This window comes from Lentzea sp. NPDC006480 (genome assembly GCF_040611995.1).
GTDB lineage: Bacteria > Actinomycetota > Actinomycetes > Mycobacteriales > Pseudonocardiaceae > Lentzea.
On record NZ_JBEXPJ010000233.1, the window covers coordinates 1 to 11,887 of the forward strand.

General features: G+C 67.9%; 9 protein-coding genes. 3 read left to right on the forward strand and 6 right to left on the reverse strand.

Going from position 1 to position 11,887, the window contains the following annotated elements; genetic code table 11:
• Positions 1-623 (reverse strand): hypothetical protein (locus ABZX92_RS42885; RefSeq protein WP_355571436.1); only part of this gene is annotated, 623 nt, incomplete at its 3' end.
• Positions 624-803: 180 nt separating this feature from the next.
• On the opposite strand from ABZX92_RS42885, the gene ABZX92_RS42890 reads away from it, so the two are divergent.
• Positions 804-2,270, forward strand: coding sequence for a glucosaminidase domain-containing protein (locus tag ABZX92_RS42890; protein WP_355571438.1), 1,467 nt, complete (start codon positions 804-806; stop codon positions 2,268-2,270).
• A gap of 71 nt (positions 2,271-2,341) precedes the next feature.
• On the opposite strand, the gene ABZX92_RS42895 is transcribed toward ABZX92_RS42890, so the two are convergent.
• Positions 2,342-2,878: a DUF4240 domain-containing protein gene (locus ABZX92_RS42895; RefSeq protein WP_355571440.1), complete on the reverse strand. Its 537-nt coding sequence runs from the start codon at positions 2,876-2,878 to the stop codon at positions 2,342-2,344.
• Between the two features lie 74 nt (positions 2,879-2,952).
• Between ABZX92_RS42895 and ABZX92_RS42900 the strand changes: the two genes are divergently transcribed.
• On the forward strand, positions 2,953-3,765 hold the full coding sequence (locus ABZX92_RS42900; protein WP_355571442.1) for a hypothetical protein: 813 nt from the start codon (positions 2,953-2,955) through the stop codon (positions 3,763-3,765).
• Here the strand turns inward: ABZX92_RS42900 and ABZX92_RS42905 are convergent.
• Complete coding sequence (locus ABZX92_RS42905) at positions 3,731-5,116, reverse strand: NAD(P)/FAD-dependent oxidoreductase (RefSeq protein WP_355571444.1); 1,386 nt, start codon at positions 5,114-5,116, stop codon at positions 3,731-3,733. The genes ABZX92_RS42900 and ABZX92_RS42905 overlap by 35 nt on opposite strands.
• Before the next feature lie 52 nt (positions 5,117-5,168).
• Between ABZX92_RS42905 and ABZX92_RS42910 the strand changes: the two genes are divergently transcribed.
• Positions 5,169-5,771, forward strand: a complete 603-nt coding sequence (locus ABZX92_RS42910; RefSeq protein WP_355571446.1) for a TetR/AcrR family transcriptional regulator — start codon at positions 5,169-5,171, stop codon at positions 5,769-5,771.
• Here the strand turns inward: ABZX92_RS42910 and ctaD are convergent.
• The 3 genes from ctaD to ABZX92_RS42925 form a co-directional block, all read right to left on the reverse strand.
• Entirely contained in the window at positions 5,745-7,505 is a 1,761-nt protein-coding gene (gene ctaD / locus ABZX92_RS42915) for a cytochrome c oxidase subunit I (RefSeq protein ID WP_355571447.1), read from the reverse strand. The genes ABZX92_RS42910 and ctaD overlap by 27 nt on opposite strands.
• Before the next feature lie 37 nt (positions 7,506-7,542).
• The gene (locus tag ABZX92_RS42920; protein ID WP_355571449.1) at positions 7,543-8,868 is read right to left on the reverse strand and encodes a hypothetical protein; all 1,326 of its coding nucleotides are present in this window, start codon (positions 8,866-8,868) and stop codon (positions 7,543-7,545) included.
• 14 nt (positions 8,869-8,882) lie between these two features.
• Positions 8,883-11,887, reverse strand: a 3,005-nt coding sequence (locus ABZX92_RS42925) for a tetratricopeptide repeat protein (protein WP_355571451.1), incomplete at its 5' end; no start/stop codon positions are given.

Below are 11,887 nucleotides of genomic sequence, written 5' to 3' on the forward strand. Positions count from 1 at the left end.
GAACACGAACAGCGCGCGGACCGGCAGCGCGTGCCGGCTGTGGCTCTGGTTGTCCTCGACGACGACGCCCTCGATGTTCTTGTCACCCCACAGTTCTTGTAGCGCTTCGGGGTGAAGGTGTTCGCGTAGGACGCGCTCCACACGCGTTCCTCGGCAACCTGGCCGAAGTCGTACTCCTCCCACACGACGGGCTGCGTGCGTGCCGCGTCGTTCCAGCGGATGAACAGCGCGATGTGCTGCTGCGAGGAGTCGTGCTTCCACAACGCGTCGCCGAGCTGCAGGTCGGAGCGGGCGATCGTGTCCATGAACTGCGGCAGCGTCCACGTGGTGTAGCTGTTGTCGAGGCCCCAGGCCATTGACACGTAACCCGAGCAGTCCTGGCGGTAGCTGCCGAACTGGTTGTTGTACCAGCTGGTCTGGCTGTACGGCACTCGCGCGTCGATCCACGAGCGGGCGCGGCGCTGCACCTCGGAGCGGGTGATCGGCTCGTTCGCGGTGATCGAGAACGACGCCTTCTCCGCACCCTGCGGGGTGTGGCCAGCCTTCGTGACCAGCGTCGGGGTGTCCGCGGCGGCATGGCCCGTCGCAGTCCCCGTCAACGCCATCGCGCCCAGCGCCAACATGATTACGGCTCTTCGAAGTCCCATCGCTTGGGTCCTCCCCCAGGTGGAATGTGGAACACCACGAACCTTGACGGCACTCGCTCCTAATCGTCTGCAAGTTCGCTGCAAGCGTCTTGCAGCTGCTTTGCAGACGGGTGGACGACTCTTCCCACGCAGGAACCACCTGGGGGAAGGAATTACATGAGAACGACCTTGCACCGCTTAGCAAGCTTCGGACTCGGCACGCTGCTGCTCGCGGCGTTCGCCTCGACGGCGGGCGCTGCGGCCGACGACTCGGTCATCGACCGGAACAGGCAGCAGGCCAACGCGAAAAGCGCTTACTCCGCGTCGGGGGAGATGGGTGCACAAGGGTTCCAGGAGGACTTCGTCAACGTGGCCGGGCCGGCCGCGCAGCGCGTCCGGGACGAGTACGACATCCCCGCCTCGGTCACCGTCGGCCAGTCGATCCTGGAGTCGAACTGGGGTCGCAGCACGCTGAGCGCTAACGACCGCAACTACTTCGGCTTCAAGTGCACGTCGCCGTCGAACCCCGGCCCGATCGCCATCAGCTGCCACGCGTACACGACGCAGGAGTGCACGCCCCAGTGCCACGACGTGACCGCGTACTTCCGCGTGTACCGGACGATGGAGGACTCGTTCCGCGACTACGGCCGGCTGCTCACCACCAGCTCCTACTACGCGGGCGCGCTGCCGTACCGGCACGAGCCCGACCGTTTCATCACCGAGGTGGCCAAGAACTACGCCACCGACCCGGACTACGCGTCCAAGGTCATCGGCCTGATGCGGACGTACGACCTGTACCGCTTCGAGGACCAGTCCGGCGCTGATGGTTCTCCGTCGGTGGTGTCGATGCGGGACGGGCATCAGGAGATGTTCGCTCGGGGTGGGGATGGCCGGGTCTGGCACAAGTGGTGGTATGGCGGGACGTGGTCTGACTGGGTCGCGTTGGACGGTGTGGTGGGCAGTGCCCCGTCGGCGGTGTCGATGCGGGATGGTCACGTCGAGTTGTTCGCCCGCGGCGTGAACGGGGACTTGTTGCACCGCTGGTACTACGAGGGCGGTCAGTGGTCGGGGTGGGCGTCGCTGGGCGGCACGCTGGCCTCGGCACCGTCGGCGGTGTCCATGCGTGACGGGCATCTGGAGGTCTTCGCCCGCGGCACCGGCGGTGACGTGATCCACACCTGGTGGTACGGCGGCGACTGGTCCGGCTGGGCGTCGCTGGGTGGGCAGCAGATCACCGGGGCACCGGCGGCGGTGTCCATGACCGACAACCACATCGAGCTGTTCGCCCGCGCCGCCGGCGGTGACGTGATCCACGCCTGGTACTACGGCAACGGCTGGAACGGCTGGGCCTCGCTGGGCGGCAACACCCAGGGCTCACCCGCCGCGGTGTCGATGTACAACGGCCACCTCGAGCTGTTCGCCCGCGGCACCGACAACGCCATCTGGCACAAGTACTACTACGCCGGCGGCACCTGGTCGGACTGGGGCAGCCTCGGCGGCAACCTCACCGGCAGCCCCTCCGCCCTGTCCATGCACGCCGGACACATCGAACTGTTCGCCCGCGGCACCGACAACCAGCTCTGGCACAAGTACTACTACGACCCCAACCCCTGGTCCGACTGGGGCAGCCTCGGCGCCATCTAACCAACCCCACCAACCACAACACCCCACACCGGCCCGGCGGACACCCAGTCCGCCGGGCCACCACCACGCGATCAGACGTCGAAAAGGGCGGCCAGACGCGGGAGGCGGGAGGACAGCTCCGCGCTGTCGTCGAAGTCGAAGTCCCAGTCCGGGTCGAGCTCCGGGTACCGGATCGTGAAGGCGTCCTCCGGGAGTTTCATGCCGGTGGCGGTCAGGTAGGCGTCCCACGCAATGTTCAGGGTCGCCTCGCACTCGAACTCCTCGCCGGACTCGGCGGCCGCGATCACGGCGGGCAGGGAGGCGAGTGAGTCGGGGTCGGACAACGCGGACTCGAAGACTTCGCGGCCCTGCACGACGAGCCAGCCGCGGAAGTAGTCGAAGCCGTCGTCCGAGCAGCCGCCGTTGATCAGGTAGGCGGCGGCCCAGAGCGGGTTCCGGTAGGACAGCGCCAGGAGATCCCACAGGACCTGTTGGGCCGCGACGATCTCCGCCGGCGGGCGGGTGGCCAGCAAGGCGGAAGCGGCGGCGGCCACGGCGTCGCTGTCGGACGGGTCGGTGACCTGGGCGCGGGCATCGGCGATCAGGGTCCAGAAGGTGTTCGGGTCCACGTCACCGAGGATGGCAGAGGGGTCTGACAATTTTGGGGCCTGACGAACGTCCGGTGACGACATAGGTTGGAAACATGATCAGGTCTCTGTGGCGTTCCCTCGAAGCCGTGCACGCGATGATCTACTTCGCCCCCGAGGCGGAGCGCCGCTACACCGAGGCGGGGCTCGACCGGCCCGGCGGGTACTTCGCGTCGCGGGCGGCGGCGTTGGGGCGGGCCAGCGCCGAGGTCGTGATCTCGACCTTCTACAACTTCAACCCCGCGCTGATCCGCGCGCGCATCCCGCAGGCGTGGGACACGGTGTCGCCCGAGCAGATGCTCAAGCTCCGGCTGGAAGCCGCGGACGAAGCACTCCGGAAAGTCCTGCCGGACGACCTGAAGGAGATCACCGAGCTGGCGAAACGCGCCGCCGAGCGAGCGAAGGAAATGCTGCCCGGCCGCACGCTCTTCGCCGCGCACGCGAGCCTGCCGTGGCCCGACGAGACGCACCTGCAACTGTGGCACGCGCAGACACTCCTCCGAGAGTTCCGCGGTGACGGGCACCTCGCCGCTCTCTTGAGGCACAACATCACCGGCATCGAGGCGTTGGTGCTGCACGCGGCAGAGGGCGACTACCCGGCGGAGACGCTCCGCAAGACGCGCGGCTGGCCCGAGGAGAAGTGGGCGGAGACGGTCGAGGACCTGCAGAGCCGCGGCCTGGTCAACGACGAGCAACTCCTCACGCCGCAGGGGCGCGAGCTGCGCACGAGCATCGAGGACGCCACCGACCACATGAACGAACCCGCCTACGACGTGCTGTCGGACCAGGAGAAGCAGCGCTACGTCGAGCTGGCCGCGCCGCTGAGCAAGGCCGTCATCGACTCCGGGTTGGTACCTGGTCGTCGCTGACCGCGGAGATCGAGTAGTCCGCAGGCTCGAACGAGCGGATCCGGCGCATCATCCGGACCGTCGACCACGGCCACATCGTCGAGTTCCGCCCGTTCGCGTCGAGGTAGTACGAGGTGCAGCCGCCGGCGTTGTAGACAGTGCGCTGCAACGCCGCCTGCACCGACGAGTTGAACGCCGCCTGCACGGAAGCCCGCACGTCGGCAACAGGCCAATCCAGAGAACGCAACGAAGTCAACGCCGACGCGATGTACCGCAGCTGGGTCTCGATGATCGTGAACGCCGACGAGTGCCCGGTGCCGAGATTGGGCCCCAGCAACAGGAACAGGTTCGGGAACCCGTGCACCGAAGTCCCCAGGTAAGCCTGCGGACTCCCACGCCACACCTCAGCCAGCGACACGCCGCCGACCCGCACCCGGGACGCGATCGGCGGGTCGCTGAAGTGGAACCCGGTGCCGAAGATGATCGTGTCGACCTTCCGCTCCACCCCGTCCGCGCCGATGATCCCGTCCGCCGTGAACCCCTGAACCGCGTGCGGCACCACGGAAACGTTCGGCTGAGCCAGTGCGGGGTAGTAGGTGTTCGACATCAGCAACCGCTTGCACCCCAGCACGAAGTCAGGCGTCAACGCGGCCCGCAACGCCGGGTCCTTGATCGTTCGCAAATGCAGCAACCCGAGCCGCTGCACGACTTTCATCACCCACGGATGCCGGAATCCGTAGCTGAACAGCTCCAGCAACCCGAACACCACCGACCGAGGCAGCTTCAGAGACGGTTTCGGCAACACCCAGGGAGCCGTGCGCTGGAACAAGTACAGCTGATCAACAGCAGGCTGGATCCGCGGCACGAACTGCACAGCCGACGCCCCGGTGCCGACCACCGCCACCCGCCGGCCGGAGAAGTCCCGCCACCGTGCGGAATGGAAGATCTCGCCTTCGAAAACCGACGCGTCCAGCGGAATCTTCGGCTCGTGCCACGGCCCGGTCGCTGACACCAGAGCCCGCGCCGTCAACGGACCCGACGACGTCCGGACCTGCCACCGCGACCCGTCCCAGGCCGCGTCCAGCATCTCGGTGTCGTACTGCGGCACAACGCCATGAGCGGCAGCCGTCTCCGTCAGGTACTCCAGGATCTCCTGCTGGCCCGAGAACGCCGAGCTCCACCGCCGAGGCGCGAACGAGTACGAGTACAACGCGGACGGGATGTCACATGCGCACCCCGGATAGACGTTGTCCCGCCAGGTCCCGCCCAGCGCGGAAGCCTTCTCGATGACGTGCGCGTCAAACCCGAGTTCGCGCAGCCGGATGGCCGCGCCGATACCAGCTGGTCCCGCTCCGATCACCAGTACGTCCACGGATACCGACGGTATTTAGATTCCATGAGCATGTCAACGTATGCTTCCAGGCATGGCACGGTTGACCCGCGCGGAGAGCCAGGCCCGCACCAGGACGTCGCTGACCGAGACGGCGCAACGGTTGTTCCTGCGCGACGGCTACCACGCGACCTCGCTGGAGAAGGTCGCCGACGCGGCCGGCTTCTCCAAGGGCGCGGTGTACTCGAACTTCGGCAGCAAGGACGAGCTCTGCCTGGTCGTCCTCGACGCCCTCTACGCCGAGCGCATCACCGAGATCGTCAGGGTCTTCACCCAGGGCACGACGATCGAGGACCGGCTGGAAGCCTTCGAGGCCTACGCCGAGACCATGATCGGCGACGCCCCGCGCACCCAGTTCGAGGTCGAGTTCGCCCTCCAGGCGCGCAAGGACCCGGAGCTGCGCGCCGAGCTGGCACGCAGGGACGCGAGTGTCGCGGACGCCCTGAAAGCCCTCATCGACCAGCAGACCGAGGAACTGGGCCTCACACCCGTCATGCCCACCGAGGACGTGGCGCGGGCCCTGCTCAGCCTCGGCATCGGCCTGGGCGTGCAGCGGTTCGTCGAGGGCGCGCCACCGATCCGCGTCCTCACCAGCACCATGCGGGTGCTCTTAGGTGTCGATCTCCCGATCCGTTGACGCCAGCGCCTTCTCGGTCGCCGGGTCCGGCCCGGCGCGGTGCTTTCCGGGATGCGTCAAGGAGAAGTGCGCCTCGTCGCGCATCCGCTCCACCATGTGCGGGTAGTGCAGCTCGAACGCCGGCCGCTCGGAGCGGATCCGAGGCAGCTCCTTGAAGTTGTGCCGCGGCGGGGGAGACGTCGTGGCCCACTCCAGCGAGTTGCCGTAGCCCCACGGGTCGTCCTGCGGGGCCGGGTCACCGTAGCGGTAGGACCTGAACACGTTGAACACGAACGGAATCACGGACAGGCCGAGCAGGAACGAGCTGATCGTGGAGATCATGTTCAGGGTCGTGAAGCCGTCGGTGGCGAGGTAGTCGGCGTAGCGGCGCGGCATGCCCTCGTTGCCCAGCCAGTGCTGCACCAGGAACGTGCCGTGGAAGCCCAGGAACGTCGTCCAGAAGTGCAGCTTGCCCAGCGGTTCGTTGAGCATCCGCCCGGTCATCTTCGGGAACCAGAAGTAGATGCCGGCGTAGGTGGCGAACACGATCGTGCCGAACAGCACGTAGTGGAAGTGCGCCACCACGAAGTACGTGTCGGACACGTGGAAGTCGACGGCGGGCGCGGCGAGCAGGATGCCCGTCAGGCCGCCGAAGAGGAATGTCACCAGGAACCCGACGCTGAACAGCATCGGCGTCTCGAACGACAGCTGGCCGCGCCACATCGTGCCGATCCAGTTGAAGAACTTGATGCCCGTCGGCACGGCGATCAGGAACGTCATCAGCGAGAAGAACGGCAGCAGCACGGCACCGGTGGCGTACATGTGGTGCGCCCACACCGCCACGGACAGCATCGCGATCGCCAGCGTCGCGAACACCAGGCCCTTGTAACCGAACAGCGGTTTGCGGCTGAACACCGGGAAGATCTCGGTCACGATCCCGAAGAACGGCAGGGCGACGATGTACACCTCGGGATGCCCGAAGAACCAGAACAGGTGCTGCCACAGGATCACGCCACCGTTGGCCGGGTCGAACACGTGCGCCCCGAGGTGCCGGTCCGCCGCCAGACCCATCAGGGCCGCGGTGAGGATCGGGAACGCCAGCAGGATCAGGATGGACGTCACCAGGATGTTCCAGGTGAAGACGGGCATCCGGAACATCGTCATGCCCGGCGCGCGCAGCGTGATGACGGTCGTGGTCATGTTGACCGCGCCGAGGATCGTGCCCAGACCGGACACCGCCAGGCCCATGATCCACATGTCGGCGCCGACGCCCGGCGAGTGCATCGCGCTCGACAGCGGCGTGTAGGCGAACCAGCCGAAGTCCGCCGCGCCGCCCGGCGTGATGAACCCGGCGACCACGGTGATGCCGCCGAACAGGTACAGCCAGTACGAGAAGGCGTTCAGGCGCGGGAACGCGACGTCCGGCGAGCCGATCTGCAGCGGCAGGATGTAGTTCGCGAACCCGAACAGGATCGGCGTCGCGTACAGCAGCAGCATGATCGTGCCGTGCATGGTGAACAGCTGGTTGTACTGCTCGTTCGACAGGAACTGCAGGCCAGGCCGCGCCAGCTCGCCGCGCATGAGCAGCGCCATCACGCCGCCGATCATGAAGAACGCGAACGACGTGGTCAGGTACATGATCCCGATCTGCTTGGGATCTGTGGTCTTGAAGAGCGAGAGGAAGTACGAGCCCTTCGGCCGGGCGCGGGCAGCCCCCGGATGTGGCACGACCGGCGTCGGCTTGATCGTGGTCATCTCGCCTCCTCGCGACAGGGGAACATCGTCCTCCCGGTCAGACCTCGGGGCAATCCATGACCAGGACGGCCGACGTCACCGGGACGACCGGAGCGCCCACCGAGATGCCGCTGACCTGCACGTAGTAGGCGCCCGGAGTCATTCGGTCGAATTTGATCGTCATACTCTCGGAGATCGCCGGACTGCGCGATTCGACCTGTTTGCCGTTCTCGTCGAGCAAGGCCACCTTCAACGCACGCGCGGTCGTGTCCTTCAGCTCGACCGTGACCTCCAGGTCCTCACCCGCCAGCGCCAGGTCGGGCACGATGACCTGCGGTTCCGTCGCCGTCACGTTCTTCGGGATGATCGTCTTCGAGGTCAGGAAGGACTCGACCATGTCCAGCACGGCCGAGTTGTCCTGCAACGACGTGTGCTGCTCGACGACCCGGTGCAGCGTGTTCGACGAGAGCGTCAGTCCCTTGCGCGCGGCCCCGACCATCGGCACGGTCGCGTCGCCGTACAACTCCTCGCCCTCGTAGTCGCGGTAGCAGGTCACCTTGCCGTCGGCGATGTGCGCGGTCGTGGCCGTGGGCTGCTTGCCGCCGAGGATCGCGTAGGTCTGATCGGCGAACGAGTCGGTCAACGCGCCGTGGAACGCCATCGCGTCCGCGACCATCTTGGTGTCCAGCTCGGGCAACGTCGTCTCGGTCGTCCTGACCAGGCCCGTTGCGCTCTGAATGCACGCGTACTCCGGCAGCAGCTGGTGCAGTGAGGGCAGGGAGCGGGCGAAGTCGGTCAGGTCGATCGCGAGCGGCCCGAGACCCTTGCGCACGCCGTTGACCAGCTGTTCCAACGCCGAGGCCGCCCCGCGGTACGGCGTGCCCATCGTGATCAGCTTGCCGGTGCGCTCGGCCATCCCGCACTGCTCGATGCACCACCGCGCGACCAGTCCGCCCATCGAGTGGCACACGAAGCTGACCTTGGCGTCCGGGCCGAGCCTGTCGAGCATCTCGTCGACCCTGCGAGCGAGCAACGCGCCGTTGTAGCGGTTCGACAGCCGCCAGTCGTAGGCGAAGAGCAGCAGGTTGCCCTTCTCCACGGTGTAGCCGAGGGAGTTGAGCCGCTTGGCCACCCGGTCGTAGCCCTTGAGCGGCGTCCAGATGCCCGGGATGACGTGCAGGTCGCTCATCAACGCGACCGGCTCGATGCCGTCCTGAGGGTGCTCGTCGCCGATGCCCGCGGGCAGCTTCAGCCGGTGCAGGCTGCGGCCCAGCGTGAACACGGCTTTCAGCGCGGCCCGGCCGGACACCTCCCAGACCATGCCGTCCTTGTCCTTGAGCGTGCTGCCGAGAATGCCGGGCAGGACGACGACCAGATCACTCATCAGGACTCCGCTCATCAGGATTCTTCGGCGAGCTTGCGGATGAGGGTGAGCAGCTTGAGGTTCGCGGGCACCAGGAACGTCAGCTCGTGGATCCACGCCAGGCGCTGCTCCTCGGGCGGCAACGCCAGTCGTGCGTCACCGGCTCGGGCGCGTGCGACGACCTTGTACAGCGCGGCCAACGCGTGGGGCTCCAACGCGGTCACGGCCTGGGTGAGCGCCTGCGGTGTCGCGCCCGCGGCGAGCCCGCGCAGGATTTCCGTCGTGCGGTCCGGGCTTTCCAACGCGTCCAGCACCAGGTCGAGCACGTCGGAGTCCTCGTCGGCCAGCAGCAGCAACGCGTGTACCGGCCGGTTGTCGCGGACGTTCTTCAGGACTTCCTTGTCCAGCAGCTCTTCCCGGCGCGTCGCGAGCAGCTCGCGGCGGCGGGCGGGCGTGGCGTCGACGAACTCGTCCGCGAGGCTCGCCAGCAGCCACGGCCGGTACGCGTGCTGAACGCCCTGCTGCTGCGCGGTCGTGCGGCGCGACTGGATGACCTGGGCCTCGGTCAGGCTCGTCCCGTACAGAGCCTCGGTGACCGCCACGTCCGCGTCCGTCGACAGCAGTTCGGGGTGGTCCAGGAGCACGGCGCGTTCCTCGACGTACGAGCGCGCGAACACCCACTTGCGGGCCGTGGCGAGCAGTTCGCGGTCGACGGTCAGCCAGTCCGGCGAGGTGTCCCACGGCCACGGGCCGCTGTCGTAGTGGCGGCGGGCGATGTCGTGCACGTCGTGGATCGCCTGCCGGGACTGGCCGACGTGGGTCAGCGCCTGGCACAGCCACTTCGCCGCCGCCGGGTCGCCCGCTCTCGTCGCCGCCGCCCGCAGCATCAGCAGCGTGGCGAGGTGCGCGCCGGTGAACCGCGCGGTGACGCGGTCCCAGGTCTCGTCGACGGTCTCGGGCCGGTTGAGGCCGGCGCAGATGGTGTCGAGCGTGAACAACGCCCCGGCGAGGGTGGAGAGCCGGTCGGTGTTCTCCAGGCACACGTCCACCGTTCGCAGCCCGGTCTCCAGGGCTTCGCGGGGCTTGCCGGCGTCGCGCTGGCGGCGCACGAGGTTGTGCAGAGCCTGGGCGTGAATCCTCGATCCCTCCGCCAGGTTCGCGGCCTGGTGTGCGGCGGTGAGGGCCTCGTCCTTCTTGTTGATCATGCTGTAGGCGACGCTCAGGCTCAGCGCGGCGTCGGCGAGCTGCGGCCGGAACGCGGCGTGGCGGCCGAGCGCATCGCTGATCTCGGACGCCTGCTGGGTGATGCGGTCGGCCTCGGACAACCTGCTCAGCGCGAGGTAGTCGCGGGCCAGTTCGACCAACGTGCTGACGAGGTCGGCGAGGAAAACCGGGTTCGTCTGAGCGAGGGAGTAGTACAGCTCGACGGCCTGCTTGGAGCGTTGCATGGCTTCGTAGCGCCGGCCGGTTTCGCTGCATCGGGCGGCCAGGGAGGAAATGGCTTTGGCGAGTGGGGCATCGGAGTCGGAGGAGGCAGAGGTGTCGCGAGGCGCGGAGTCCGTGCGGTGGCCACGGGTCGCGTTGGGGTCCACGGCCGCCACCGCGTCACGCGCCGTGGACAGCGCCGCATGCCTACGGCCGAGCATCGCGTAGACCTCGCTCAGGTCGACCAACGCGCCGCTGAGGTGTGCCGCGTAGGTCGGGTTGTCGCCGCCGTGCGTCGTCGTCTTCGCGATGCGTTGCGCAAGTCGTTTGTGCGTCAGGGTTTCCGCAGTCGTCGGTGTCGACGCGACGAGCTCGCGGTACCGCACGACCGCTTCCTCCGCGGGCCCGACGGCCTGCTGCAGCCGTCCGGCTTCCCGGTACCGCCGGCCGAGCTTGTTGAGCACGTAAGCCAAGTCCGCCAGGTACATCCGGATCGTCGGCACCAGCGTGCGGAAGTCGGCGGCGGCCTCCTCCAGCGGGTCGAACGCCTCGTCGCCGCGGCCCCAGTGCGTCAGCTCGTTCGCCGCCGTGGTCGCGGCCAGGGCGATGTCCGGGATCAGCAGGGCGTTCATCTGCGCCAGCTCGCGCAACCCCTTCAGGGCCTGCGCGCCCGCGTGTCCGCAGTGCCGCCACGCGTACTTCCACAGGTAGCCCGGCGCGTCCGGCGGCACACCGGCTTCCAGGCGCTGCCGGTACAGCTCGATGAGCGCGCACGCCACCTTGTCCGCACCTGGGGCGAACACGGCGTCCTTGCTCGGCGCGAACGGCGGCCGCAGGTGGTCGGCGAACGTCTGGTGCGTCAGCTTGAAGACGGCCGTGCCCTCCTCGCCGTCCTGCACGATGTGACGGCCCAGTTCGGTGAGCACGGCGGTGATGTCGTCCCGGCTGAACTGCTCGCCGGACAACGCTTCCGCGACCGCCCGCCACTCCTCCTCAGGGAATCCCGCGCCGTAGCTCCACGTCAGCGCCGTCAGCAGCGCACGGGCTTCCGGCACCTTCGCGAGCTCACGGTCGAATGCGGCGTCGAGTGAGATCTTCAGGTCAGCTGTGATTTCCGGGCCGCCGTCGGCCAGCACCTGGTCGGTGATCATCCACGCGGTCAGGAACGGCAGCTTCGCCAGCTGGTCCACAGTGGACTGCGGTGCTTTCGGCCCGAGCCGTGCCAGCACGTATTCGCGGACGTCGGTCTCGTTGTCCGCTTCGTCGAGGTTGAGGGTCTCGACCGGCGACAGCTCGGTCAGCAGGGGCGCGCCACCCGCGACCCGGTGGGCCTGCCTGGTCGAGACGATCACCACGGCGTAGTTCGCGAGCTTGGTCAGCAGCGACGAGGCGATCGAGAACGACTCGCCGCGCGCCTCGTCCAGGCCGTCGATCACGAGCACCGGTGGTTCGGTGAGGGTGCTGATGACGCCGACGAGCTCTGCGGCTCCTCGTCGTGGCCCCTCGGGTTCGGGAAGGAGGCCTTTCCCGACCTGCAGAACATCCCGATCCGCACCGACGAGGGCCGCCGCATCCGCCAGGCCTTCGTCGTCGGCGACGGCTACGCGGAGCTCAT

Bases quoted from the DNA above. Each gene is read 5' to 3' on its own strand.
- ABZX92_RS42890 (WP_355571438.1), top strand. From the start codon at position 804: ATGAGAACGACCTTGCACCGCTTAGCAAGCTTCGGACTCGGCACGCTG.
- ctaD (WP_355571447.1), bottom strand. From the start codon at position 7,505: ATGACCACGATCAAGCCGACGCCGGTCGTGCCACATCCGGGGGCTGCC.
- ABZX92_RS42910 (WP_355571446.1), top strand. From the start codon at position 5,169: ATGGCACGGTTGACCCGCGCGGAGAGCCAGGCCCGCACCAGGACGTCG.
- ABZX92_RS42900 (WP_355571442.1), top strand. From the start codon at position 2,953: ATGATCAGGTCTCTGTGGCGTTCCCTCGAAGCCGTGCACGCGATGATC.
- ABZX92_RS42920 (WP_355571449.1), bottom strand. From the start codon at position 8,868: ATGAGTGATCTGGTCGTCGTCCTGCCCGGCATTCTCGGCAGCACGCTC.